This is a genomic window from Aureimonas sp. Leaf427 (genome assembly GCF_001425485.1).
Taxonomy (GTDB): Bacteria; Pseudomonadota; Alphaproteobacteria; order Rhizobiales; family Rhizobiaceae; genus Plantimonas.
In genome coordinates, this window is the sequence record NZ_LMQW01000053.1 from 159742 (window position 1) to 184802 (window position 25061).

21 protein-coding genes are annotated in these 25061 nt (G+C 65.2%); 17 read left to right on the forward strand and 4 right to left on the reverse strand.

The annotated features are described in order from the left end of the window. Positions 1-4: 4 nt before the first annotated feature. The 13 genes from ASG62_RS24880 (at position 5) to ASG62_RS26905 (ending at position 14894) form a co-directional block, all read left to right on the forward strand. Positions 5-400, forward strand: a complete 396-nt coding sequence (locus ASG62_RS24880) for a hypothetical protein (RefSeq protein WP_056695723.1) — start codon at positions 5-7, stop codon at positions 398-400. Then, the gene (locus ASG62_RS24885) at positions 397-1923 is read left to right on the forward strand and encodes a hypothetical protein (RefSeq protein WP_056695726.1); all 1527 of its coding nucleotides are present in this window, start codon (positions 397-399) and stop codon (positions 1921-1923) included. The genes ASG62_RS24880 and ASG62_RS24885 overlap by 4 nt, the downstream gene beginning before the upstream one ends. Continuing rightward, the gene (locus ASG62_RS24890) at positions 1920-2348 is read left to right on the forward strand and encodes a GNAT family N-acetyltransferase (RefSeq protein WP_056695728.1); all 429 of its coding nucleotides are present in this window, start codon (positions 1920-1922) and stop codon (positions 2346-2348) included. The genes ASG62_RS24885 and ASG62_RS24890 overlap by 4 nt, the downstream gene beginning before the upstream one ends. After that, complete coding sequence (locus ASG62_RS24895) at positions 2341-3468, forward strand: tail fiber domain-containing protein (RefSeq protein ID WP_056695731.1); 1128 nt, start codon at positions 2341-2343, stop codon at positions 3466-3468. The genes ASG62_RS24890 and ASG62_RS24895 overlap by 8 nt, the downstream gene beginning before the upstream one ends. Further along, a complete protein-coding gene (locus ASG62_RS24900; RefSeq protein WP_056695734.1) occupies positions 3465-5255 on the forward strand; it encodes a M15 family metallopeptidase in 1791 nt (596 codons plus the stop codon). The genes ASG62_RS24895 and ASG62_RS24900 overlap by 4 nt, the downstream gene beginning before the upstream one ends. Beyond that, positions 5256-8852: a hypothetical protein gene (locus tag ASG62_RS24905; RefSeq protein ID WP_056695737.1), complete on the forward strand. Its 3597-nt coding sequence runs from the start codon at positions 5256-5258 to the stop codon at positions 8850-8852. It begins immediately after the preceding gene. Positions 8853-8897: 45 nt separating this feature from the next. After that, positions 8898-9404 carry a hypothetical protein gene (locus ASG62_RS24910; RefSeq protein WP_056695740.1) on the forward strand — a complete coding sequence of 169 codons (507 nt, stop codon included), beginning with the start codon at positions 8898-8900 and terminating at the stop codon, positions 9402-9404. A gap of 3 nt (positions 9405-9407) precedes the next feature. Further along, positions 9408-10421, forward strand: coding sequence for a hypothetical protein (locus ASG62_RS24915; protein WP_056695743.1), 1014 nt, complete (start codon positions 9408-9410; stop codon positions 10419-10421). Further along, a complete protein-coding gene (locus ASG62_RS24920) occupies positions 10418-11068 on the forward strand; it encodes a hypothetical protein (protein ID WP_156382364.1) in 651 nt (216 codons plus the stop codon). The genes ASG62_RS24915 and ASG62_RS24920 overlap by 4 nt, the downstream gene beginning before the upstream one ends. A 70-nt stretch (positions 11069-11138) precedes the next feature. Then, the gene (locus tag ASG62_RS24925; RefSeq protein WP_056695748.1) at positions 11139-13046 is read left to right on the forward strand and encodes an SGNH/GDSL hydrolase family protein; all 1908 of its coding nucleotides are present in this window, start codon (positions 11139-11141) and stop codon (positions 13044-13046) included. Between the two features lie 75 nt (positions 13047-13121). After that, on the forward strand, positions 13122-14069 hold the full coding sequence (locus tag ASG62_RS26070) for an N-acetylmuramoyl-L-alanine amidase (protein WP_156382365.1): 948 nt from the start codon (positions 13122-13124) through the stop codon (positions 14067-14069). Beyond that, a complete protein-coding gene (locus ASG62_RS24935; protein WP_056695749.1) occupies positions 14069-14572 on the forward strand; it encodes a hypothetical protein in 504 nt (167 codons plus the stop codon). The genes ASG62_RS26070 and ASG62_RS24935 overlap by 1 nt, the downstream gene beginning before the upstream one ends. Before the next feature lie 94 nt (positions 14573-14666). Continuing rightward, positions 14667-14894: a hypothetical protein gene (locus tag ASG62_RS26905; protein WP_156382366.1), complete on the forward strand. Its 228-nt coding sequence runs from the start codon at positions 14667-14669 to the stop codon at positions 14892-14894. A 153-nt stretch (positions 14895-15047) separates the two neighbouring features. Here ASG62_RS26905 and ASG62_RS26075 read toward each other — a convergent pair whose 3' ends face one another. The 4 genes from ASG62_RS26075 to ASG62_RS24945 all read right to left on the reverse strand — a co-directional run bounded on the left by ASG62_RS26075 (position 15048) and on the right by ASG62_RS24945 (position 19012). After that, the gene (locus ASG62_RS26075; RefSeq protein ID WP_082537287.1) at positions 15048-16190 is read right to left on the reverse strand and encodes a DGQHR domain-containing protein; all 1143 of its coding nucleotides are present in this window, start codon (positions 16188-16190) and stop codon (positions 15048-15050) included. Then, positions 16190-16711, reverse strand: coding sequence for a hypothetical protein (locus ASG62_RS26910; protein ID WP_156382367.1), 522 nt, complete (start codon positions 16709-16711; stop codon positions 16190-16192). The genes ASG62_RS26075 and ASG62_RS26910 overlap by 1 nt, the downstream gene beginning before the upstream one ends. Next, positions 16704-17519 (reverse strand): DNA adenine methylase, encoded by an 816-nt coding sequence (locus tag ASG62_RS26080; RefSeq protein ID WP_082537288.1) that lies wholly within the window; start codon positions 17517-17519, stop codon positions 16704-16706. The genes ASG62_RS26910 and ASG62_RS26080 overlap by 8 nt, the downstream gene beginning before the upstream one ends. Positions 17520-17635: 116 nt before the next feature. Further along, positions 17636-19012 (reverse strand): tyrosine-type recombinase/integrase, encoded by a 1377-nt coding sequence (locus ASG62_RS24945; RefSeq protein ID WP_056695753.1) that lies wholly within the window; start codon positions 19010-19012, stop codon positions 17636-17638. Positions 19013-19382: 370 nt separating this feature from the next. Here ASG62_RS24945 and ASG62_RS24950 point away from each other — a divergent pair, with 370 nt between their 5' ends. The 4 genes from ASG62_RS24950 (at position 19383) to ASG62_RS24965 (ending at position 25013) form a co-directional block, all read left to right on the forward strand. Continuing rightward, complete coding sequence (locus ASG62_RS24950) at positions 19383-20033, forward strand: hypothetical protein (RefSeq protein ID WP_056699365.1); 651 nt, start codon at positions 19383-19385, stop codon at positions 20031-20033. Between the two features lie 47 nt (positions 20034-20080). After that, the gene (locus ASG62_RS24955) at positions 20081-21958 is read left to right on the forward strand and encodes a hypothetical protein (RefSeq protein ID WP_156382368.1); all 1878 of its coding nucleotides are present in this window, start codon (positions 20081-20083) and stop codon (positions 21956-21958) included. A 22-nt stretch (positions 21959-21980) separates the two neighbouring features. Then, a complete protein-coding gene (locus ASG62_RS24960) occupies positions 21981-23891 on the forward strand; it encodes a hypothetical protein (RefSeq protein WP_056699359.1) in 1911 nt (636 codons plus the stop codon). Between the two features lie 102 nt (positions 23892-23993). After that, positions 23994-25013, forward strand: coding sequence for a 3'-5' exonuclease (locus ASG62_RS24965; RefSeq protein ID WP_082537494.1), 1020 nt, complete (start codon positions 23994-23996; stop codon positions 25011-25013). Positions 25014-25061: the final 48 nt, after the last annotated feature.

The following is a 25061-nucleotide window of genomic DNA, read 5'->3' on the forward strand; positions in this document are numbered from 1 at the left end:
TCCGATGGCGTCGGTCCTGGATCTCGTCAAGGCGGCGGCGGTCCGCCTTCAGCTGCCGACGCCATCGACCGCGATCGGCAACGCCGATCCCTTCACCGCCCAGATCCTCGGTGCTCTCTTCGCCAGCGCGGACGAACTTCTGGACCGCTATCCTGTGAACCGGCTCCTGCCGGATCGTGCTTGGGCGAAGGCGGCGGACGGCACGGTCAAGCCGGCGCCGACGATCGACACCGACGTCGTGATGATCGACGAGGGGCTGATCAAATCCGCCATCCTCTGGCGCTGGCGCTCCGACAACGGCTTCGACTACGCCGAGGATTTCCGCACGGTCGAAGAACGGCTGTCCCGGCTGGGGCTGGCCTATACCAAGACGCAGCGCGGGGATGCGATCCAGCTATGAGGCAGCCGCTCGTCCGTCGCAGCAATCCCGGCATGGCCCGCGTCACGCCGATCTCTCTGCCGGCACCCTTCGGCGGCATCAATGCCTCCGACAGTCTGGCCGGCGGCATGCAGCCCTTCGAAGCGATCGACCTCGTGAACTGGTCGCCGGTCGAAGGGGCCGTCGAGACACGGCCGGGCTACCGGATCGCGGTGGATCTCGGGACGGCTGCGCCTGTGCCGTTCCTCCATGCCTTCGACGAAGGGCAGACGGCGACGATCGCGGCCTCGGGCGGCAAGCTCTTCAAGATCACGGGCGACGTTCCTGCCGCCCTGCAGCTGGGCAGCGGTTTCAACTCGGACGTCTGGCGGCCGGCGGTGCTCGGCGGCCGGCTCCATCTGGTGAACGGCACGGACGCGCCGCGCTCGGTCCTCGGCTCCGCACTGGTGACGCCGGCATGGACCGGCCCGGCCGACATCACGAAACTTTTCCGGGTGCGCGCCCATGCCAACCGGCTCTTCTTCGCCGAGCGCGGCTCGTCCTCGTTCTGGTATGGCAATCTTGCCTCGATCCAAGGGGCGCTGACGAGCTTCGATCTCTCCGGTGTTGGCTCGCGCGGCGGCTCGATCGAGGACATCGCCGTCATCACGCCGGACGGCGGCCGGTCCGGCGACGACGACGCCATCGTCTTCTTCATGTCCTCGGGCGAGGCGATCATGTATCGCGGCTCGAATCCCGGCGACGCCGCGGCCTGGGCGCGCGTCGGCGTCTTCACCGCGACGCGGCCGATCGCGTCCGAGACCTTCGGCGGCGACGTGCTCACCGTCTCGGCGGACGGCTATGCCGAACTCTCCCGCCTCCTGCCGTCCGGCCGCTCGCCGGTCGCCGGCTTCGGGACGAAGATCGGGCGGCTGGCGGCGAGCGCCATCGCCCGCTTCGGCCGGAACCCAGGCTGGCAGCTCCTCTACGATCCGCGTTCGCGTCTCGTTCTGATCCACATTCCGCAGACCTCGCGCTTTGCCGAGCAGCACGTCATGAGCGTGGCGACGGGAGCCTGGGGCCGCTGGCGGGATCTTCCGGCCTCGTCCTGGGGCCATATCGGCGACGACCTCGCCTTCGGCACGATGGACGGCAAGATCGCCCGCATGACCGGCGCCTCCGATCTCGGCCGGCCCATCGTCGCGGTCGGGCAGGGGAGTTGGCAGACGATGGGGCTCGCGGGCCGGCGCAAGCGCGTCACCAGTGTCCGGCCCATCGTCACGTCGCAGGTCAGCCCGTTCGTCACGCCGCTTCTCGGCGTCGATTTCAAGGAACCGCGCAGGGGCGTGGCGATCCAGTCGGCCGAAAGCGCCGATATCGGCCGCTGGGACCAAAGCGTCTGGGATCGGGCGGTCTGGGGCGGTGCCGATCGCGTCACGACCGAATTGCAGGGGGTCGGCGGCGTCGGCGACTTCCTGTCGGTCGGGCTGCGGGCGGACACGCGGGCCGGCGCGGTGCGCTGGCTTTCCACGACGCTGACGATCGAGGCGGGCGGGCTGGCATGACCTATCGCATCCTCTTCGGCGAAAACGCCCTCGTGGCGGACTGGATCGCGGCCCAGATCGCGGACCGGCCCGACCTCGAAGACGCCGTCGCCTTCGGCGCCGTGCGCGATGACATGCTGATCGGGGGCCTCGCCTTCACCGAGTTCCGGGGGACTGACGTGCGCGTCACCGTTGCCGGCTACGGGCCATGGATGACGCGCCGGCTCCTTCGGGTCGGCTGCACCTACGCCTTCGTCGATCTCGGCTGCCGGCGCATGACCTCGCTGATCAAGCGGACGAACAAGGCCTCGCGGACGCTCTGCGAGCGCATCGGCTTCAAGCTTGAAGGAACGCATCCGCAGACCTTCGAGGATGGTGGAACGGCGCTCTCCTACGGGATGACGCGCGACAAATGCAGATGGTTGGAAGGGGCAGCCCGTGGGTAAGAAGACACCGAAGGCGCCGGACCCGGCCGCGACCATCGCGGCTCAGACGGCCGCCAACAAGGAGGCGATCACCGAGAGCGCACGCGTCAACGCCGTCGACCAGTATGGCCCGTCCGGCTCCACGACCTATCAGCGGGGCGCCGACGGCGTGCCGATCTCGCAGACCGTGTCCCTGACGCCGACCGGTCAGGCGACCTACGATCAGCAGGAGAAGATCGCGGCCGGGCTGACGGACAAGGCGGCGACGCTGGCGGACCGCATTCCGACAGGCCCGATGGACCTGTCCAAATTGCCGACCCGGCAAACCAGCCTTTCCACCTCCGGTCTGCCCGCGATCCAGGGCGTCGGCGACTTCGGGGCGGATGCGCAGCGGACGCAGGACGCCACCTTCCAGAAGGCCCAAGCGCTCTTGAAGCCGGGCCAGCAGCTCGACCGATCGCGCCTCGAACAGCAGCTCTCCGATCGCGGCATCCCCCTCGACAGCGCGGCGGGCCAAGCCGAGCTGACCCGCATGGAGGCCTCGCAGTCGGAGGCGAACAACCGCGCAGCCTACGACGCGGTCGCGGCCGGCGGCGCCGAGCAGTCGCGTCTCTTCGGCCTGTCGTCCGCCGCGCGCGGGCAGCTTTTCGGCGAGGGGCTGACCGGCGCGAACTTCACCAACGACCAGCGCACGTCCGCGCTTCAGGAAGCGCTCACGCTGCGCAACCAGGACTTCAACGAGGCGTCCGCCCTTCTCCAGGGTGCTCCGGTCATGGGCACGCCGGGCTTCATGAACACGCCGACCTACAACATGCAGCCGACCGACGTCGCCGGCATCACCCAGCAGGGCTTCCAGAACAGGCTTCAGGCGTCGCAGGCGAACAACCCGATGGCGGGTCTCTTCGGCCTCGGCTCGGCGGCGATCACGAAATGGTCGGACCGGCGTCTGAAGCGCGATCTCGTCCCGCTTGGCACCGGCTGGCGCGGGCTGCCGCTTTACCTGTTCAAATACGTCTGGGGCGGCGCGCACGAGATCGGCGTCATGGCGCAGGACGTCGCCCGCGTCATGCCGGCGGCGGTCATTCGCTCTGCCAGCGGGCTTCTGGCGGTCGACTACGGCAAGCTGCGCGAGGCGCCATGAGCAATTGGGATTGGAGCCGGTACGCGGTCGGAGGCGCGACGCGGCCGGACAGCTTCACGGGCATGCGGCCGGAGTTCAGTTCCTCGCTTCAGGCGCTCTTTGCCGCCGCTCCGCCGGAGCTCGGTCTTCAGGTCGGCTCCGGCTATCGCTCGGTCGAGCGCCAGCGCCAGCTCTGGGAAGCCTCGGACAAGAGCGGGCGGATGGTCGCTCGTCCCGGCGGTTCCCGACACAATCACGGCGACGCGGCCGACCTCTCCGCCGCCGGTAAGCGCCTGGACAAGGCCTCGCCCGAAGCCCGGCAGTGGGTCCACGACAATGCCGAGCGCTACGGGCTGACCTTCCCGATGTCCTGGGAGCCCTGGCACATCGAACTCATCGGCGCACGCGGGACGAAGAAGGCGGAAGCCTCGCCCCTCGTCTCAGCCGTCGCCGAACAGGCCGCGCCGCGCGGTGCCGCCGCTGCCGTCGCCGGCCTGGCATCCGGCGGGCAGCCCGGCCCCGCCGCACCTCAAACGCCGCCGCCTTCAGGAGAGAGCATGGCCGCCCCGACCGTGAACATCGGCATCAAGCCGAAGCGCGACACGAAGCTTCTCGACGCCATGCTGGCGAATGCGATGCGGCAGGGATCGCAGGCGCAGAATGGCTGGGACCTCGCCGGAGCGTTGGCCCAGACTTGGGCGGCATCGAGCGAGAAAAAGGAGGCGGAGGGCGAGGAGGCGGGCGAGCTGCAGAAGCTGGTGGCGTCGCAGAACCTCGATCCCGCCTTCGCCGCCGTCGCCCAGCTCGGCGGCGATCGCGACAGTGCGGCCCAGGCGATCATGGGGCAGCAGCAGTTCCGCGCGCAGACCGCCCAGCGTGCCGAAGAGCAGGCCTGGAGGCAGGACGAGCGCGGATATCAGCGAGGCCGCGACGGCGTTGCAGACCAGCGGTGGGAGAGCCAACAGGACTATCAGCGCGGGCAAGACACGATCGCCAACCAAAGGGCAGATCGCACGCTCGACCTTCAGACGGCGAAGGCGAACCAGCCGCCGGAGCCCCCGAGCAGCGTGCGGGAATACCAGTTCGCCCAGCAGCAAGGCTTCACCGGCTCCTTCCAGGAATGGGAACAGGCGAACCGGAAGGCGGGCGCGACGAACGTCAGTGTCGGCGGGACGTCCACGAAGTTTCGCGACAAAGCCGATGAACGCATGGTCGAGCGGTTCGGAACGATCGCCGACACAGGGACCGCGGCGGCGAACGTGGCGCAGACGATCCCGGCCATGCGAGAGCTTCTGACGCAGGCGCCGACAGGACCCGTCGCCGGCCGCTTGGCCGAGCGCTTTCCGGGATTTTCCTCGGCAGGCGACGCCTTTCAGGCGACCGTCAGTCAGATCGCGCCGACCCTGCGCGTGCCGGGCTCGGGCGCCATGTCCGATCGCGACATGGACATCCTCATGTCGTCCTTCCCGAGGCTACGGAATGGCGAGGGCGCGAACGACCTGATCATGGGGGCCTTCGAGAAGAAGGCGCAGCTCAACCTCGAACGCTCCCAAGTGGCGACGGCGGCCCTACGCGGCGAGATCGACCCGGCGGAGGCGGATAAGCGGCTGCAGGCAATCGACAGCACGCCGCTTCTGGACGACGCGATGCGCGCACGTCTGGGCGGCGGAGGCGATGCGGTGGCCCCGGCCGCGGCCCCTGCCGGCGGGCCAGCGCCGGCCGCCATCGGCTCGCAAGCCGAATACGATGCCCTTCCGTCCGGTGCGACCTTCACCGCGCCCGATGGAACCATTCGAAGGAAGCCGTGAATGGCGAACTGGTGGGATGCTGCGCCGATCGTCGAGACGGGCGCGAAGCCGAAGAACTGGTGGGATGACGCGCCTGTCGTCGAAGCGGCGGCGGACCCGAAATTCGGCGGCGTCGCCATGAACGCGACCGCCGGTGTGAACGAAGGGCTCTACGGGGTTCTCGGCGCGCCCGTCGACCTCATGACCGGCGCAATGAACCTCGGCATTCGCGGCTTCAATGCCGCGACGGGGTCCGACGTCGGCACGATCGACGAGCCCATCGGCGGATCGCGCTCGATTGGCAAGGCGATGGGCGCCGTTGCCGCCCCGCTCGATCCGGCCAACACGGAAGCGACGAACTCCAACGAGCGGATCGTGCGCGGCGTCGGACAGGGCGTCGGCGGCACGGTCCTTCCGGCCGGCCTTGCCGGCGCCGCTTTGCGGACCGGCGTGGCCTCGGCGGGCGCGGCGCCGCTCGTGGAAGCGCTCGCCGGCCGGTCCGGCAGCGTGGGCGCCGTAGCGGCCGATGCGGCGGCGGGTGGCGTGGCCGGCGGCGGCGCGGCCACGGCGCAGGAGTTCGCACCTGATCCCTACAAGCCGATCGCGGGGCTGGCCGGCTCGCTCGTCGGCGGCGGTGCGGGCGCGGCGGCGATGAGCGCTCCGGCCTTGACCCGAGCCCTGGCGGAGGCCGGCCGCACTTTCGCGGCGCCTTTGACGGCGGTCGGCCGCGAACGCTTGGCGGGGCAACGCCTCGTCGAGGCCGCCGACGATCCGCGTGCGGCGATGAAGACGATTGAGGAGGGCAGGGCGCCGCTCGTGCCAGGTTCCCAGCCGACGACGTTTCAGCAGACCGGCGACATGGGCCTTGGCGCTCTGGAGCGCAATGCGCAGAACCAGTTCCCCGCGCAGTTCCAGCAGCGTCGCGCCGATCAGAACGCCGCGCGCCGTGATGCGCTCGACGAGATCCAGCCGGACGGTGCGCCGGAAGCCGTCTCGCTCGCCCTTCGCGGCCGGCTGAAGGCCATCGACGCGGAGACGTCGAAGTCGCTGCGGGATGCAGTCGAATGGGAGCGCACGGCAAATCGTGGCCTTGGGCAGGGACAGCGGCCGGAAGATGCCGGCGACGCGATGCGTGAGGCGCTGCAACTGCGACGCGACGCGGCCAAGGAGAAGGAGGGCAAGCTTTGGGAGGCTGTCGACCCGGACGGCAGCCTTGCGCTTCCGCCGCAGGACGTGCGCCGCGTCGCGCAGGAGCTTGTGGGCGAGCTTCCCAAGTCCGCCAAGCCGCCGGGGCCGGAAGAGGCCGCGATTTATGCCGTGGTCGGCCAGTACGGCGACGTCATGCCGTTCCGCGAAATCGCCGCGCTTCGTTCGCGCGTCAGCCAGGCGGCGGCCGACGAGCGCGGCCGGCACGGGCCGTCGCCGTCTTGGGCTCGACTGATCCAGCTTCGCGGTGCTATCGAAAGCGATCTGGAGAACGCCGTCTCGCGCAAGGTCCTCATGGAGGAACAGGCGGTCGCGGCGGGAACCCTTCGCCAAGAGGACACGCTTTCCGCCAATGTTGAGCGATGGGTCAGCGACTGGAATGCCCGACGCTCAGAGGCAGCAGTCGGTGACGACAATTCGGGACGCGGTTTCTTCGGTGCCGGAAGCGCAACGACTTCCCCTCCTGGCTTATCTGGAACAGCGCGCTCGACAGGAGGCCGATCTACAGGCGCTCCGCGCGATCCGGGACTATCGCCGGATGCTGGAGGAGGAGCAGCCCGCCAAAAGCTGACGATGGACGACATCCGCGCCAAACCCGCGGACGACCCGTTCTTCTTCCGCTCCCGCGACGGCCAGCCCTTCGTTCCCCGCGAGCCCGGCAATCCCGATCTCGGCATGGCGCCGGTTCCCGGCCAGCTTCTCGATGCGCCGATCCGTCTGCGCCGGTCGGACATGAAGCATGTCGCCAATCCCGTTCATCAGTCGGATGCCGAGATCCTGGGCTATGACGACGCCTGGGACATGGTGACAGACGTCTCCGCCAACTGGTCGCAGATGTACAAGGCTCGTGACGGCAGGGTGCTTCTCGTCAAGCCGTCGCCGCAGGAGGCGCAGGGCGTGGCCGTCGTCGAGCTGACGCCGGTCGATGGCGGCCAGTATTGGCGCATCGTCACGGCAGGTCGGCGGGCGGCGGACAAGCTCGGGGAAAAGATCGGGTCCAGGGTGCACGGCCCTGACGCGGCTTCCGGTTCAGCCGCTCCCACTGTCGCCAGCTCCCCGCAAGATACCGGTCGGGAGGCCGGATTAGCATGGAACCCGATCGGCGCTGAATATACGCCCCCGGCCGGCGGCGGACAAGGGATGAAGCCTTTCGACGATGCGGCCAAGGCTCGGCTCGACATTGCGACGGAAGCGACGCGCGAGCGCGCCGGAACCTTCGACAACCGGCAGCTGGGGCCGATGCTCGCGCGGCCGGCCGACCATGCGCCCTACAATATGGAGAGCGCGAAGGTCGCCTCGCGCGTCTTCACGGCCGGCAAGGGCGGCTTCGAGCGCATCCAGACCTTTCGAAATGCGGCCGGCTCGAGGAAAGGGATGGGCGCGATCGAGGCCTTCGCGATCGACAGCCTGCGCAAGGCCGCCGTCGATCGAGAGACAGGCGTCGTGAACCCGGCCCGGCTGGAGAGCTGGCGGCGGGCGCATGCCGAAGCGCTGCGGGCCTTTCCCGAGCTGGACGCCCGTATCGCCACCGCATCGGATGCCGCCAAGGCCGTCGAAAGCCATGTGGCCGCCCGCAAGGCGGCCTTGGACGCCGAGCAGGCCGGCGCGCTCGGCAAGCTGATGGGAACGGAAGATCCGCAGGACGTTGTCCGGCTCGTCGGCGGCCTCTTCTCGCGCCAGGACGCCGCGCGGCAGATGGGACAGCTCCGCCAAAAGGTTGGGAACGACAAGGATGCGCTTCAGGGCCTTCGCAAGGCGGTTGCGGAGCATGTGACGCTTCGCATGGTCGGCAATACGGAGGCGGCAACGAGCGGCCGGCAGTTGATCAAGGCCGACCAGTTTCAGACCTTCGTGAAGACGAACCGCAACGCGCTGCGCACGGTCTTCGACGAACGAGAGATCAGGATCATGGAGGCCGTCGCCGCCGATCTCCAGCAGGCGAACCGTTCGCTGGCGTCGGTGAAGATCCCGAACCAGTCGAACACGGCGCAGGATCAGCGCTCGGTGCTTCAGAACCTCATGTCGGCCGGCATGGAGAATTGGATGACGGTGGCCGGCGGCACGGTCGGCGCGGGCGTTGGCGGCCCGGTCGGAGCCGCGGCCGGCGGTGGCGCGGCGGCTCTCTTCACGGCGCTTCGGCAGAACGGCATCAATTCGGTCGACGAGCTGGTCCGCGACGCGCTGCTGAACCCGGAGCGGGCTCGTTACCTCATGACGAAGGTCCCGTCTGACCCGGAGCGGGCCGACGCCATGCTTCGGTCGCTCGCCCGGCGGTACGTCAAGGCGGCTGCCGCCGGCTCGGCCGTGAGCGTCCAGCCGGAGCGTCCGAAGGGTCCGGTTTACCTGACGGTCGGCCGGCCTCGCCTGCCGGAGCCCGGAACCGAACTTCAACGGGCTCTTGCCCGTCAGTGAACCCAACACAGGCCCGCTTCGGCGGGCCTTTTTCATGGAGGCATCATGCCGTTCCAAGGCAACAATTTCGTCCGCAGTCAGAACTTCGTTCGCGATCGGGATCTCGGCGCGCCGGACAATACGATCAGCGCCGACAAGGTGGACGACGAGTTCGACGGCATGGCAGCCGCCCTGACGACCGTCAAAACGGCCGCCGAGACCGCCGTCTCGACGGTGCGCGGCGGGATCGACGAGCCACGCAATACCCTCCAGAAGCTCGCCGACTGGATCAAGGCGACGCTCCTCGGCGGCGTGACGGCCGGGGGCTATCTGCGGGGCAAAGCGGACGCCTCTGGCTGGGAGAGCCGGACACCGGCGGAGGTGCGCAGCGACATCGAGCTCGGGGCACTGACGAAGACCGCAACGGGCGTTTCCGTCACCGGCACCCTGGCGACGTCGGGGGGCGCGTCGCTTTCTTCCGCGACGATCGCCGGCCTGCGCGTCGGTGGCGAGACGATCGGCACGGGCTCGCCGGCCGGCGGGCAGCCAGGCGACAAGTATTTCAAGGTCTGACCGATGGCGGTTCTCCTAAGAGACGCGGCGACTTGGAAAACGATGACGGCCGGCTTTGTCAACGAGGGCGGCGTCTGGAAGCCGATCAAGGAACTGTGGGTTAACGATGCGAGCGTCTGGAAGCGCGTCTACCAGAACGTCATCGAGATCATGCAGACGGCCAACGAAGCCAACGTCGTGCTTCGCAGCAAAGTCGTCGCCGCAGGCTGGGGCGGCGTCGAGCCCGTCAAGGTGCTTTACACGGTCGCATCCGGCGTCTGGGTTTACAGCCCGCCTGACGGAAGCTGGGCTCTCAATCTCCGTGACTTCCCAGCCGGGTCCGAGATCACCGTCATAAACAACGGCTATATTGCCGGTGTCGCGGGTGCGGGCGGCAACGGCGGCAGTTGGGATAGCCCCGGCGGCGCCGGCGGGACCGGCGGACATGGCCTGCTGATCAGCGATGCCGGCAACTACAGCCAGACGATCCACAACAACGGTCATATCTGGGGCGGCGGCGGCGGCGGTGGTGGCGGTGGTGGCGCGCGGGCTCGACAGGACGGCTACCAAAGCAGCTCCGCAATGGGCGATTGCTTTGCGGGTGGCGGTGGTGGCGGTGGTGCACTTGGCGCACGCGGAAGCGTCTCCCAGCCGGGCTCCGCGGTCTACAATTATTCGAGCACTACGAGTGCGACCCAGGTCGAGCGCGAGCAGCGAAATGTTGCAAGCGGATCGAGCCAAACCGGAGGCATCGGAGCGACGGTCGCTCGGTACAGTCCAAACCAGGATGGCGAGCAGTTCGTTGCTCGCGCCGTTGGAGGAACCGGCGGCAACGGAGGCGGGTACGGCCAACCGGGACAGGCTGGAGGGGCCGGCGTTGCTCAGACGGGCGCGGACCCTGGGAACGGGTTCTACAACGTAATCCGAGCACCGCAGGCGGGAGGCGCCGGCGGCTCTGCTGGCTTCTGGGGCTACAATTACGGCCGGGCATCCTGGCCGAACGGCTACGGCGACATCAGAGGAAACCAGCAGGCATGATGTACTTCACGGACTTTCCAGAAGAAGGACCGCGCGTTCGGCCTCATCCCGGCTGGCTGATGGACGAGGAGGGTGGCAGTCGTCTCCTCACCGACGCCGAACTGGCCGAACACGGGTTTCGGCTCGTCATTTATCGTCCGCCGGCCTTCGATGCCGATCGCGAGCGCGTCGAGACGCGACCACTGACGCAATGGCTCGTGAGCGCCACGACCGCGATCGTCGCCTATCAGGTCGCCACGCTGCCGGTGCAGGAGGTCGGCGCCCGAAAGTTGGCTGCGATCGACCAAGAGCGCAACGGCATCCTCTCGGCCGGCTATCCCGTTCCCGGCACCTCGCTCCACATCGACATGAGCGACGGCACCCGTGCGGATCTCGGCGCCGTTGCCGTGACGGCCCTCGTGGTGAAGGCCGGCGCGCTGGCGTGGCCCGAAGGCTATGCGCATGGCTGGATCACGATGGAGAACGAGCGCCTGCCCCTGCCGACGCCAGACGACGGTATCGGGCTCGCTTATGGCGTCGGCGCCTTCTACTCGGTCGTCGTCCAGCATGGTCGAACCCTGAAGGACAGTGTTCTCGCTCTCATCGCGGCCGACGACATCGAAGGCATTCTAGCGATCGACGCATCGGCCGGCTGGCCGACGCCCTAACCGACCCTTCCACCAATCCAGACCGTTCCCATGGCCGCCGCAAGCGGCCTTTTTCATGCCCGGAGATCCTATGGCACTCGAAACCGTCGATATCGTCCTCGATCAGACTTGGCGTCTGATCTCCAACGCGGGAGCCGGGAGCTTCCGCGCCGTCGTCAAGGAAGGGGTCGACGCCCTCTTCTCGATCGGCACCGTGGCGCCCGAAGCCGAGAGCCTGCTCGGCATGCCCGAACGGTCGATAAGCTTCGACGCGCTCGACGGCAAGGTCTGGGCACGCGGTGCCGGCATCCGGTCCGTCCTGTCGGTGACGCGCGTCGTCGATGCCGGCAATCCGGCGCCGATCGTTCTGGACGCGCCGACCCTGTCCGCCTCGACCTTCTCGACGGCCATCCCGGCCAACGGCGAGGTTGCGGTCGCGGGCTCGAACGTCTTGGGCGCTAAGATCGTGATCAAGTTCCCCGACGACGGCCGGTTCAAGATTTCGCCGGACGGCACGCGGCTTCGCCGCGGCACGCTTCCGGTCACGCCCGATGTGCCGATCGGCATCGCGGTGGAGGTGAGCCACCCGCTCGCGCCCAACAGCCCCCGCAGCAAGACGTTTCAGCTGACGCCCTTCCTCGCGGCCCTCCCGGCGCTGCCGATGGCGGCCGGCGCGAAGATGGTGGCGCTGGGCGACAGCCTCGTCGCCTACTCGAACAATGCCGGCACGCCCGTCTCGACCAGCGAGAAGATCGTCGGCTCCTTTGCCTATGGTTTCCTCGACCACCTTCGATCGATCGACCAGCGCGTAGTCTTCGACACCTGGTTCGACGCTTCCGCGCCGAACGGGCAGAACATGGCCGGCGCCAATCAGGGCATTTTCGGCGACCACATGGAGTGGACCCATACGAACATCGCCTATGTCGGTGGCGGCATCGCCCCGCGCCTGCCCGCGATCCTCGCGCGCAACCCGCAGATCGTGCTTCTGGAGGGCGGATCGAACACGATCAACTCGAACGACAACGACAAGGCCGGGACGGCGGCCTACATCACCGGCCATTTCGAACAGATGCTTCGCCGGTGCCGCGAGGCCGGCGTCTACGCGATCCTGACGGTGATCTTCCCTCGCGCCGACTGGCCGGCGGGCGATGCGCGCTATCAGGTGCTCAGGGACGTCAATGTCTGGATACGCGCGCAGGCCGGCCGGCCTGGCCTTCTCGGCATTCTCGACCCCTGGGCCGATCTCGCCCCGGCCGACGTCCTCGATCCCCTCATGTTCATGGGCGACAAGGTTCATATCGGGCAGCGCGGCGGCTGGATGGTCGCCAAGAAGCACCTTCTGCCGATCCTTCAGACCGCGGTGGCTCCCGGCAGCTACTTCGACACCGACGCGACGGCGAACAACCTCATGGTCCCCGCGCTCGCGAAGCTGCAGGGCACGGCCGGCGGCAAGAGCGGCGGCGCGACCGGCAACGTTGCTTCCAATCTCCTCGTCAACAGCGTGCGCAACCTCTCGGCCTGCGTCGCATCCAAGGAGGTCGTCTCCGGTGATATGGAGGCGCAGGTCCTCGACCTCACCCCCGCCGATCTCGCCGCTCCCGCCTTCTGGCAAGCCGGGATTGCCTTCACGGTCGTTTCGCTGCCGAACCCCGCCCTCGGCAAATGGTATCGTCTCGCGCTCAAGATGGAGACGGTCGGTCCGGCCTCCGTCTCGACGATCCGGGCCAATGTCAGCCTTCGCAGCAATGCCAACGTGGTTCTGGCGAACACGGTGTTTCAGTCCGGCTTCTCGCCCGACTTCGGCGTGTCGATCGCGGATGGCAACCGTGTCTGGTGGCTCGTTTCGAACCCCATCATGGCGCCGGACGGCGGTCTGTCCGAACGCTTTCTGGTGGGCCTCGATCTCTACGGCGACAAGCTCTCCGGTCCGATCAAGTTCAAGCTGTCGAGCCCGATCCTCCGCGAGATCCCCGACCCGCGCCCCGCCTGGGGCTACTGACCCCCGCCTTTCCCGTCGTTTCCCAGCCCGGCCACCGCGCCGGGCTTTTTCATGCCCGAAGACCGGAGCCATACCATGCCCAAGATCCCCGCATCGTGGATGCCGCGCGCCCGCATGTCCCGCATCATCGTCCACTGGACGGCCGGGGGCTATGCCGTCTCCGCGCTCGACCGAGAGCACTACCATGTGATCATCGGCGGCGACGGGCAGGCGGTGCGCGGCGATCAGCCGATTTCGGCCAATGCCGATCCGATCCGCGGCGCCTATGCCGCCCATACGCTGAACTGCAATTCCGGTTCGATCGGCATTTCCGTCGCGTGCATGGCCGGCGCTGTCGAGGAGCCTTTCTTGGCCGGCCATGCGCCCATGAAGGCTGTCCAGTGGGGCGCCCTCGTCGAGGCTGTCGCCGATCTCTGCCAGGCCTATGCGATCGTCGTCACGCCGCGAACGGTGCTTTCCCATGCCGAAGTGCAGGGGACGCTCGGTATCAGACAGCGTGGCAAGTGGGACATTTCCCGCCTCGCGTTCGACCCGACGACGATCGGCGCCAAGGCCTGCGGCGACCGGTTGCGCCGCGAGGTCTCGGCCGCTCTGACGGCCCGCCGCACTTCTCCCGCCGTCCCTTCGACCCAGCCGCAGCGCTTCGCTGCCTTTCAGGAGCCCGTCGCCATGTCCAGAACCTCCGCCGCCATCCAGCGCGTCATTCTCGACGCGGTTCACGACACCGTTGCCAGATCCAGCGTGCCGGCCGAAGCCGAGGCCGCCGCGCCGATCGCCCAGGCTGTCATCGAGGACGTGGTCCCGCTCGTCCTCAACGCAACGAACTCCGAGCCCTGGTATCAGTCGCGCGTCATTCTCGGTTCGGCGACGACCATCGTTTCCAGCCTCGCCGCGCTGATCGGCCTGGCGCAGGGCGGCTCGACGCAGGCCGACCTCTATGCGGCGCCGATCGTCGCGCTTCTGGGCGCGGCCTTCGCGCTCTACGGGCGCCTGGCAGCCTTGAAGCCGATCGGGGCGAGCTGATGGGCTGCCGGCCCGTTCCCGGCCTGCGGCGCGCTTGGCTCGTTCTGATGCGAGGGGGAGGGCACATCGCCCTCTTTCCGCCCGGCAGCGAGCGCTATGCTACCCGCTCGCTCGAAGCCTATCTCGCCGGCCTCGATCTTCTCTTCGGCACGATCGTCGTCATGCCGACATGGAACACGCTGGAGCCGGCGATCTACGATCCGCTGCTACGGCTCATGCCCTCGGAAGGGTTTTGGGGGCTCCTAATCGCGATGCGCGGCGCGATCCACCTCGTCGCGCTTCGGATCAACGGCGCCGCCTGGTGGACGCCCTACATCCGCGCCGTCGTCAGTGGATGGGCCTCCCTCATGTTCGCCGTCTTCGCGGTGACGCTGTTCTTCGCCGAGCCGTTTCGGCCGGGCCTTGTCTTCTCGTTGGCGGTCCTCAACGCGGTCGCGCACTATCAATGTCTGAGGAGGTCCGCCCGCGATGCTGGAATGGCTTGCCACGCTGCGCGATCCTGAAACGGCAGCGCTCTGGACCGTCGCGGCAGCCGTGGTCGGCCGATGCGCCTGGGCTTTTCTCAAGGCTTTCCGAGAAGGCCAGGAAGCCGCTCCGTTGAACGCTGCCGTGGCGATGCGCGCGATCGGAGCAGGGCTGAACGGCACGCTCGACGGCGCCAAGCTGAACGAGACGCTGGAGCGGATCGCGGCGTCCGTCGCCTCCATCGCAGCGAGCGCGGCTACCATCGCGAAGCTCGAGGAGGCGGGCACGGCGGAAGCGATTGAGGCTCAAGGCCGGAAGCTGGATGATCTCATGGCGGAGATGCGTCGGCAGGAGCGGTGAGGATGCGGGGGCTGTCAGGTTCACTTTTTACCGGCGCCGGCTATTCGAACGGCCCAGACCGCTGATCACTAAAAGGTCAGCGGTCTTGATGCGTTAAGAATGTGCTGGTTCGTCACCCCGACCTCGGGTCAATAGCTCAATCAACCCATAATATTACAGATTGGCCGCCTGCAGCAGAGTTTTGTAAAGAGCGCTCGACCCAGAGCTTCCGGGTGCGAAATTTTTTGTAGTAAACGTTGATGCAGGCAAGTCTATAGTATTAAAAACGGACGAAAACTCGTCCTGACCAACGATCCGAGGGGTGTCTGTTTTAGAAAGATACGCATCCTGAAGAAATCGAATCAATGCGTTGTAGCCATTTGTTCGATTTAGAATAAATCCCTGATCTGACGAGTTCCAAGCTGTAGGCCACCTCTCGCGTACCGCTGCGAAGAAGTTGCTAACAATAGAAAATACCGCAACAGGGTCTTCGTTGCGATAAAAAGGCGTAAAAATATGCTGGCGAAAGGAGTCCTTGGGGGCAGGTCTGCTTGCTAAACCCAAGAAGCCCTTGTTCCGCTCCTGGTCGGGGTTCGAAGGAAAATGACGGAGTAGTCCTCGAACGACAGTTGCCTGGGAGAGTGTCTCTTTTTCATCTATTCCAGGCGTGGCAATCCCCAATCGCTTTATCCTCTGATAAAATGGACCGTCTTGATCTCGAACAAGTGCAATTACTACTTCATGCGCCATCTTAAATGGGCTCGGTGATTTGGCATAGGAAAACAGATCGTAGACAAGGCTTCTATTAACCTTCGTTTGAGCTAGATTAACAGTCGAAAAAATTTCAGCCTTGTCAGCCATATCTACGCCGACAAAAATTGAAACGTTGACCTCGAAAGGCCTATCTTTCTTATGATAACCAAGGCCAGCAAGCCTATGCTGACCATCAATAATGAAGGCGGAGCGATCAATCGTTATAGCTTCTTCGTTTTCGCCTCCAGAATATCCATGAATGGTGAGTTGGTATAACCCCTCGCATCCTGCCATAGGTTCAATCGACGCAGCGCGCTCATCAACTGCAATAACGATCGAAGTAGGAAACGTTGCGTAGTCGAAATTTACATATTCACCAATTTTTGTCACACGAGCAGTTGAAAGCTGCCGCTGTATGCCGGCAATATCCTCTGGATGCCCGTTAACAAAGTCTCGAACGTCAACTGTTGCAATCGACTCCAGTACCTCGGCACGAATTGCACCAATGTAGAATTGGCCGATAGGCTGGTCTACCCGCAAAACCTTGAGAACTACGTTTTCCATCAGCGTCCTCCTCGGCTGCGTGACTGTGATATGATGTTATCCGCGCGATTTACAGTGCTTTCTGCAGATGCTAAGAAATCAACTCTCTTTGATTTAATTGACATAAATAACCAAGCAAGATTTAGGAGGACATAAAGGATTAAAATAACTTGCAACAGCCAAGTTGGTCGAGCAGCCTCGAACCCTGGATTGTCGCCAACTATCGCGCCGATGACAAAGGCTCCTAGCGTAACTAACAGAGCGAAGATCGCATTTGTAGAGGTGCTTGCGCTGTTTGGTTTAAAGACGATAATGAATAGTATCGAACCGCAGACGCCAAGCGCTACGAGAGATAGTTCGCCTTTTGCAAAAAATGATATGAAGGATGCTTCAAATCCGGCGGCATCAAATTCGGGCCGCCTGGAAATAGCCAAGAACGCAGCTACAAATATTGGAGCAAAATTGAAAAATAGGCTGAAAACAAGTTCAAGAATTGATTCAGCTAACGGATATCTTTCGAGAAACTCGCCAACCTTACGCATTAACATGCCTTCCAATCATGTACATCGCCTCCGTCGTCTTTTTGCGCATTGAGCTGTCGCCCGCAATTACAGAATATCTATTCAACGGAACAGGCTCCGCTTCAGATCTGTACAGCTCGCGTATTGAGTCGTGATCAGCATTGGTGAGAAATATGCGCGCGCCTCGACGGGCGGCTCTTACTAAGGCATCCTTTAATCTGACTTGATCATCCCAGCTGAACATCTTTTGGTTGTACTTAACAAAGCCATTTGTGTTATGGGCCGTGGTGTAGGGTGGGTCCACAAAAAGAGTGTCATTTTCCGATGCGAGATCAACTGTCTCTTCGAAGTCGCAGCTTACTAGTTTTGCTCTTTTTAGTAATTCTGAGGCGCTGGTAAAGTCGTCGTTTGGGAAGAGAAGCTGCGTTTTAGAGCCGATGGGTACGTTGAACTGTCCTCGCGTGTTTTCTCTGTACAGGCCATTCCAGCATGATCTATTCAGATAGAGAAATTGAGCAGCGCGCTCTAGCAAAGTTCCGTATTCTGTTGTCCTGGTTGTATAGTAATAGTCGCTATTATGTCGTTGAGCATGATCGGAAAGAAGTTTGTAAACAAGATGAGGATCGGATCTAATCGCCTCATAAGTTTCAATGAGCCTCGTATTTACGTCGCTAAGAATGGCTTGTTCGGGACTTGTATGGAAAAATACTGCTCCGCCCCCTAGAAAGGGTTCGATGTAGCGCGTGCCTCGCATATCCAGGTTCAGAAGCTTCCGCTCTACAAGCCACCGCTTGCCGCCTGCCCACTTCAGGAATGGTTTTAAAGCCACGTCGTACCCTTACACAACCAGAGCACGATGCATGGAGCTCCGTTGGTTGACGGTCAAGATACCTTGCCGTTTTGTTGTCACATTGTGGCTCGAAGGCCGACGCTTGGTTTAGGCGATCAATATGAGGGCTTCGCACCACCCTTGGCTTGTAAGGCAAGGTTCACGACATTGTCCCTTCGGTCCGCGAAGGCTAGGATCTCTTGCAGAAGTGCGGCCCAGGCGTCCAGCGCTGCGCGCTTCTCCCGCATGTAGGCGTTGCGGTCATAGACAGCCGTCACCGCCGCCGTTCCGCCGCTATCGCTCGTGTGGTTGAGAACCTGGCTGACGGTGAACCGAGGCATGCCGATGCGCTCGCTGGTGATGGCGGTCGCGCCGGTTCGGCGGAGGTCATGCAGCGTGATGCCGGTCACGGGTTTCGTCCTCTTCGGATCGAGCCTCGTCGGAGACGGGACCTTCAGTTTCGGTAGAAGGCGCCACCAGGCATGAGACAAGGCCATCGACCCGACGGCTTTGTCGGGGCTTCGCGGTGACGGGAAGACGAATGCGCTGTCGCGCGCCGATCCGGCGCGAAGAGCGAGAGCCTCCTCGATCAGGGAGAAGGCGAGGTCGGAAAGCGGCACGACATGAAGCCGGCCGTTCTTGGTCCGCTCGCCCTGCATGGTCCACGTCCTCGCGCGCGCGTCGACCTCGTCTACCATCATTCCGACGATCTCCCCGCGACGCTGAAGCGTCACGGCGGCCAGCTTGATCGCGAGCGCCATCGGCGGTGAGACGCTGACCCCTTCGATGTCTGCCACGGCATCGAGCCCCTGCCATACGGCCCGCAGCTCATTGTCATTCAGGATGCGCTCTCGCTCCTTCCAGCTCGGCGCGGAGACGAAGCGGGTGGGGTCGGTCGTGATGATGTCTTGCCACATGGCATAGGCGAAGATCTTCTGCAGGACGTTGCGCGCGTGGCGCGCCGCGCTTGGCGACATCTCCGCCTCCATCTTGTCGACGGCGATCTGGATCTCGGCGCGGGTCAACTCGACGAGGGGGCGGCTGCCCAGGCGCGGAACCACCACCTTCTCGAAATAGCTGCGCTCCAGAGCTTGCGGGCCGGCGCGCATCGGCTTGCCGTTGAAGCGGTGCCGGCCGGTCGCCGTCTTCTCGATGTAGATGCGGCCGACAGCCTCGACGGTGTCGATGCGCCTCTGCGCCGCCGCTGCCGCCTGGGCCTTCCGCTCGGCCCCAGCGTCGATGCCGTCCGCGAGGGAGGCGAGGAGCTTGGACGCCTTGTCGCGGGCGAGGCTGATGGGCAGATCGGGGAAGCGGCCGATGCCGATCTTCTTCGACCGGCCGCCGCGATCGTCGCGCACGCACCATGACATGGTGCCGGCCGGCGAAACGCGGAGATAGAGGCCCCGCTGTTTCGTGTCGCGATAATCGACCGCGTTCTTCTCGGGCCTGGGAAGGCCTTCTATGCCTCCCTTGGTGTTCGGCAGCTCGGGCATCGTTGGACGGCCTTGGACGGATATTGGACGGATCGGGCCGGCCGGCCCTGAACCGTAGTGAACAACCGTGAAGGCTGCCGTCAAGAGAATCCAATGAAATCAATGGGTGAAAACCGGAGGAAACGGCGACGAACAGCTCTAGGTATAGCTTCCCAAGCTGGATGTCGTGGGTTCGATCCCCATCGCCCGCTCCAAAACTGGCAGACGACAGACCCTTTGGGACAAAGCGACAGGTTTTGGGACTTGGTCGTGGCTTACGATCGTCAGAGAGGTGCGCGCGGCCCCTCGTTGCGCACTCAACCACAGGCAGACATACTCGACGCAGAAGGCCACGGTGGCGCATGCACCCGGGTCACGTTTCGGGTCTGCCATGCCGAATGCTGAGTCCCACTCCGACCATCAGTCGGCCGTCCGCCTGCTGGCATGCATCTGCGCAGCCGCTGCTCCGGTCAAAGGAGCAGAGTTCGGCCCCGACGTCGTCGGAATCCTCCATGCGCAGACCCGTTTGCAGGCTTTGGACTTCTGGGTCCGCTATCCCGACTACCTCGCCAACGAGCTCATCAACGAGTTCGCGTTGACGAGCGACCGGGCGGACCTCGACCTTGCGCGGCGAATCCTCGACGACCGCGAGCCCGATCTGAGGCGAGTGCCGATGATCCGGTTCCACTTCGGCGCCTACGAGCCTGTCCACAACGCCATCTCGATCCTGAGGTCGCGGGAACTCGTTCGGCAGCAAAAGGTAGGCGACCCGAATCACCTGAGGGAGACAGCCTACCTCCTCACGTCCCGCGGACGCGATGCCATGCAAAGGCTCGCCGACCTCGCGCCGGAACTCGCTTGGTACCGTGATCGGGCGGCGGTAGCGGCCCGCGTCGCGGGCGGCGCGGGAGCTTCGGCCCTCAAGGATCGGCAGTACCTTCAGAAGGAGTACGCCGCTACCCCGCTCAGGGGCACGATCCCTCCTATCGAGGACCACGTGCGCGAGAGGCTGAGGAAGATCGACGAGGGAGACGCGGGATGAGCGGCGGCTGGTACGAGGAGGTTGCGGCCAAGTCCAAGGTCGACATCGTGGAGGTGGAGGAGATCCTGAGACGGCGCGGCATTCGGCCCAAGCCAGGCATCGCCCAGGTGAGGAAGCTGCGCATCGCGTCGATCAGGTTCGCCGGCCAGAAGAAGGGCGAAAAGGCGGATCGGTTCGAGTTCGCTTGGGACGGCCTCGACGACGGCGTGTGGGCGGTCGCCAGCCACGGCTCGAACCTGGTCGGCAAGTCCACTGTCTTCGAGGTCGTGCTCTGGTGCCTGCGCGGCGCTCCGAAGCGGTTGCAGGACGACATTCGCGAATGGCTGGAGAACGTCCGCCTCGAGTTCACGCTCGACGGCGACACTTACGTCGTGGCCTTCGAACTTGCGGGCGGAACCCCGTCGGGAAGCCTCGTTCTTGTCCATCCGGACGGCTTGCCGGAGGTGCTCGACCGCTTCTCGAGCAACGAAGGCTTCGGCTTCGCGATGTCACGCTTCATGATGGAGGCGCTGGACCTCGACGCGGTCCCGTCGCAGAACGGGAAGGACGAGGCCGCGATGCTCGTCGAGCATGGGTGGCCCTCCCTGTCGTCGGGCCTCTACTTTGGCGGCGAGCACGACCACCTCCTGGGCGACACGCAGATGGCCGGCCTGCCAGGCCGCATCCTCCAGCTCTACGTCGGCCTGCCGTGGGCGTCGACGGTGATGCAGGCATCGGCTGCCGAGAAGCAGACGGGAACGGAGCGGAAGGTCGGGAAAGCGTTGGCCGCGGCGGCAGCCGAACGGAACGCCGAGGCGAGGGCGCGCATCGAGGCCGACCTGAAGCGGGAGCGCGACCGCCTCGCCGAGATGGACACGGCGGCGACGTTCGTCGGGAACGTCGAGGATCTGGCCGCCAAGGTCGTGCGGACGACGAAGGTTCATCTCGAGCTGGACGGCAGACTCGCGGCCGCCGAGGACGAGGCGCGCGCCTTGCTGGCGACCGCGGATGCCGACGCGCGGGAGGTTCGCGACATACGGGAGGGCTTCGTCGCGATGAGTTTCTTCAACGGGCTCCAGCCCACCTGCTGTCCGCGATGCGACACCGGAGTGTCGAAGGAACGGATCAAGCGCGAGGCCCGCGACTTCAGTTGTTCGGTCTGCTCGGAGCAAATCGACCCCGAGCGGATGGAGGACGTGAACGAGCGTCTTGAGGAGGCAGAGGCCCGCGCGGTCGCCACCCGTGTTGCCTTCGACCGCGCGAGCGCCGAGCTTCCCGCTCTCCGGCGATCGCTGGCCACCGCGAAGACCGCCATGGAGGGCGCCCGTCGGGAACTCGAGACGGCATCCACTTCCGCAACCCTTCGCGAACGGCGGGAAGCCGAACTGGAAGTGGCTCGTCTCGAAGGGGCGTTGGGCACCATGGAGGAGAGCGTCGCGGAGGGGCCGAACCCGGACCGTAAGGTCGTCAAGGCTGCCCATGACATCGCCAAGGAGGCCATGGACAGCGCGGGGCAAACCATGTTCATGGCGCTGAACGCCGAGGTTCTCGAACTCGCGAGGCGCTTTGGGATGGTCGCGCTCGAGAGCGTCAGCATCAACGCGCAAGGTCACATGGCCCTCCGGAAGGGCGGTACGGACACGCGGTTCGGGGTCGTGACCAAGGGAGAGCGGTTGAGGTTGCGGCTTGCCACCGCGATCGGCCTCCTGAAGATCGGACAGCAGCTTGGCGTCGGCCGTCATCCGGGACTCCTGCTCGTCGACTCGCCCAGCGCGGAGGAGACGGAGGAGACGAACCTCGAGGCGCTGCTGAAGGAGTTGCGCGCTGTCGCCGATGGCGAGGTCGGGCTTCAGGTGTTCGTTTCGAGCGCCAAGGCCGAAAAGGTGCTCGAGGTGCTGGCGCCGGAGAATTGTCGCGTTGCCGCCAAGGGTCAGCCCCTCTGGTAGGAAGGCCGGAGGTGAGTTGCCGATGTCGACCGTCCAGGCCATCACGCGCCTTTTGGGCGAGGGCCTGCCCGTCACCTTGGAGGCGGTGGGCGGTCTCGATGCCGTGCGGCGCGATGCCGAAGACCTTGCCCGGTCGCCTTACCTCGACGTGCTTGCGGAGTGGGCGGCGGTCGCCGCGAGAGATGACCAGCCGTTCACCGACGAGCTTCTGCTGAGCGGGTTCGCCAATACCATTCATCCGCTCGGCTTCAGGGGCGCTTCGGACACCCTGCTGTCGACACCCACGCTGTGCTCCCGCATCGCGACCAAGCTGGACGGCATCCTCGAGACGCGTGCGGCAGAACGGGACAACGACCGCGAGGGCTTCGCGGCTGCTCGCGCCCTCGAGGTCGCGTTGCGCCTGTCGCTGGCCAATGCGTTCCCCCCGTACAGGCTCTTCACCACCCTTTGCGAGATCACGCCGAACGAGAACGGCCTATTCGCCGAGCATGCCGCCAAGATCGCGGGCGTCGCGTTCCACACTTGGCGGGACGATCGGCTTCTCCGCGTCCTCGACACGCTCCGCATGATCGCGGAAGCTCGCGTTGAGGCGACGTTCGAATACGGCAACGCCCTCATGTCCGTCGCGCTGGACGGAACTGACCGCGCCGAGGTGATCGGCGGTCTCGAAGCGGCCAGAGTGCTGTTCGGCGAGGCGCACGAGTTGGACGCCGACCGTTCGGACGCGCTGCTCTACGCCAGCGTCATCGACGTCGCCCGCGCGTTCGACGGGGGCGACGGTGTTGAGCCGCTCGAGCGGGCAGTCGGCGTCCTCTCTGAGGCGGCAGCCGACCGTGCCTTCCTGCTCTCGGCCGGCCGCCTTCCTGATTGGCTCGTCGCGCGACGCGACCGCGACGTTCAGTGGCACGAGCTACTCGAGGCAGTTCCGCGCTTGGCTTCCGACTTGGAACGCAAGAGCTGGTATAAGGCGTCGGAGGTGCTGGGGCGGCTCCTTCGCGTCTACGACGCCGAGCGCACCGTTCCCGGGGGAGAGGGGTTGTCGATGTTCCTGCGGCCCCGCATCGAAGCGGCATTCGTTCGCAGAGAAGCGCTGCTAGCCCACCTCGACGACCTTCTGGACGATGCCGAGTTCGTCGGTGACAACCGCGGGGTGGCGGCGAAGCTGCGCGGCCGGATCGAGGCCATGGCGGGGGAACCGCAGCCGCCGGGAAAATCCGGAGAGGACGTCCTGACCGGGGAGCTCAGGGACGTTCTCGGGGACATCGAGGCACCCCCACGGTTCACTGAAGAATTGCTGGCGATCGTTCGGGCCTGGGTCGGTTGGGACGTCGTGATCGCGAACCCCGTGGTGCAACGCCTGTATTCGTCCTTGCGCGGCAGCCTCGCCGCGTCTGTCGACTACGTCGGGACGGTGCGAACCACCTTCGACGCGCTCGTCTTGCAGGTCATTTGCTTCTGCGCAGCCCGGCAGGATGCCGCAAGCAGCGAACTTGGGCAGCGTGGCGCCTATCTTTTCGACCCGAGCGCACATGAGTCCGGCCTCCAGCAAGACCTGCACGATTTCCTAGCCGGGAACCTGCATGGCGCCGGGATCCAGACCGAGGTGGAGGGCATCGCGAAAGGTCGCGCCGACATCTACGTTGGTCATGGAGGATGGCGTTTCCTCATCGAGCTGAAGCGCCACAAAGCTAGAGTCACCCGCAAGAATGCCACGAAGTACGTGGGGCAGGCGGCCAGCTACCAGAACACCAACGTGAAGCTTGGCATGCTCGGCGTACTGGAGCTGGTTCAGAAGAGAACCGGACTGCCGTCGGCGCTCGAAGAGTGCATATGGTACGATACAGTCTTACCCAAGGGCGATACGTCGGTCAGGCACCTCGTCGTCTTCAAGGTTCCGGGCAACATGATGCGGCCGAACCGACTTTCAAAATGAGGCGATGAGCGGCTTGTATAGAATTGCTGATTTTCCCATTGCCTCATGATCTTGACGCCCGAACCCCCATCGTGAAGGGTGCCCCCGTTCCTGGGGACCTCCATGAAGTCCAAACTCGACGTCGCGCCGGAGCGACAGGCTGACCTCTTCGCGACCTTTCAAGCCGAGAACCCCGCGCCGCCTGTCGGTCGTGCCGGGTCCTCCCGCCGCATGTCGCACGGTGCACCAGCCCGAGTCCCGGGTCCGTCGCTCGCGGACATGGCCGACATCCTCGACGGCTCGGACGACTACCGCGTCCTGCGTCGCCTGAAGCCACGTCCGGCGGTGCCCTTCATCCGGCCGATCCCGGCGGGAAAGAAGATCGGCGTCATCCTCGACACCGAGACCACGGGGCTCGACCACACGAAGGACGAGGTGATCGAGCTCGGCATGGTCGCCTTCGCCTACGCCGACGGCGTGATCGGCGACGTCGTCGGCGTGTTTTCCGCGCTGCGCGAGCCGACGGTCGAGATCAGCGCCGAGATCACCCGGATCACGGGCATCACCGCTGAGATGGTGGCGGGACAGAGCATCGACATCGACGCGGTTGCCGCCTTCGTCGATGACGCCGATCTCGTCATCGCACACAACGCCAAGTTCGACCGTCCCTTTTGCGAGAAGCTTGCTCCCGGGTTCGACTACAAGCCTTGGGCCTGCTCGGTCTCGGATGTCGACTGGACAGGCCTGGGCTTCGAGGGCACCAAGCTCGGCTACCTCGTCGGCCAAAGCGGCTGGTTCCACAACGGCCACCGTGCCGTCGACGACTGCCATGCCCTGCTGGAGGTTCTCGCGTCCCCATCGAGGACGGAAGCGCTCCGTCCGTTCGCGCAGCTCGCGGCGTCCGCCGAGCGCACGCGCCTTCGCCTCTGGGCCGAGGGCAGCCCGTTCCACACCAAGGACATGCTGAAGGAACGCGGCTACCGCTGGAACGACGGATCCGACGGACGACCGAAAAGCTGGTGGGTCGAGGTCGAGGAGGAGGCACACGCGACGGAGATCGCCTTCCTTCACGAAGAGATCTACCACCTCGCGGTGGATGCCTGGGTCGAGCGGCTGAGTGCCTGCGAGCGCTTCAAGGCGTGAGCGGCGCCCGTGAGCACGCTAAAGAGAAGCGCGCAGGCTGTGTTCATT

What these genes read in the sequence shown, in the direction of transcription:
- ASG62_RS24910 (WP_056695740.1), top strand. Translation starts at nt 8,898, where the DNA reads ATGCCGTTCCAAGGCAACAATTTCGTCCGCAGTCAGAACTTCGTTCGC.
- ASG62_RS24935 (WP_056695749.1), top strand. Translation starts at nt 14,069, where the DNA reads ATGGGCTGCCGGCCCGTTCCCGGCCTGCGGCGCGCTTGGCTCGTTCTG.
- ASG62_RS24920 (WP_156382364.1), top strand. Translation starts at nt 10,418, where the DNA reads ATGATGTACTTCACGGACTTTCCAGAAGAAGGACCGCGCGTTCGGCCT.
- ASG62_RS24885 (WP_056695726.1), top strand. Translation starts at nt 397, where the DNA reads ATGAGGCAGCCGCTCGTCCGTCGCAGCAATCCCGGCATGGCCCGCGTC.
- ASG62_RS24945 (WP_056695753.1), bottom strand. Translation starts at nt 19,012, where the DNA reads ATGCCCGAGCTGCCGAACACCAAGGGAGGCATAGAAGGCCTTCCCAGG.
- ASG62_RS26910 (WP_156382367.1), bottom strand. Translation starts at nt 16,711, where the DNA reads ATGCGTAAGGTTGGCGAGTTTCTCGAAAGATATCCGTTAGCTGAATCA.
- ASG62_RS24900 (WP_056695734.1), top strand. Translation starts at nt 3,465, where the DNA reads ATGAGCAATTGGGATTGGAGCCGGTACGCGGTCGGAGGCGCGACGCGG.
- ASG62_RS24960 (WP_056699359.1), top strand. Translation starts at nt 21,981, where the DNA reads ATGTCGACCGTCCAGGCCATCACGCGCCTTTTGGGCGAGGGCCTGCCC.
- ASG62_RS24890 (WP_056695728.1), top strand. Translation starts at nt 1,920, where the DNA reads ATGACCTATCGCATCCTCTTCGGCGAAAACGCCCTCGTGGCGGACTGG.
- ASG62_RS24905 (WP_056695737.1), top strand. Translation starts at nt 5,256, where the DNA reads ATGGCGAACTGGTGGGATGCTGCGCCGATCGTCGAGACGGGCGCGAAG.
- ASG62_RS24880 (WP_056695723.1), top strand. Translation starts at nt 5, where the DNA reads ATGGCGTCGGTCCTGGATCTCGTCAAGGCGGCGGCGGTCCGCCTTCAG.
- ASG62_RS24915 (WP_056695743.1), top strand. Translation starts at nt 9,408, where the DNA reads ATGGCGGTTCTCCTAAGAGACGCGGCGACTTGGAAAACGATGACGGCC.
- ASG62_RS26070 (WP_156382365.1), top strand. Translation starts at nt 13,122, where the DNA reads ATGCCCAAGATCCCCGCATCGTGGATGCCGCGCGCCCGCATGTCCCGC.
- ASG62_RS24965 (WP_082537494.1), top strand. Translation starts at nt 23,994, where the DNA reads ATGAAGTCCAAACTCGACGTCGCGCCGGAGCGACAGGCTGACCTCTTC.
- ASG62_RS24925 (WP_056695748.1), top strand. Translation starts at nt 11,139, where the DNA reads ATGGCACTCGAAACCGTCGATATCGTCCTCGATCAGACTTGGCGTCTG.
- ASG62_RS26075 (WP_082537287.1), bottom strand. Translation starts at nt 16,190, where the DNA reads ATGGAAAACGTAGTTCTCAAGGTTTTGCGGGTAGACCAGCCTATCGGC.
- ASG62_RS24950 (WP_056699365.1), top strand. Translation starts at nt 19,383, where the DNA reads ATGCCGAATGCTGAGTCCCACTCCGACCATCAGTCGGCCGTCCGCCTG.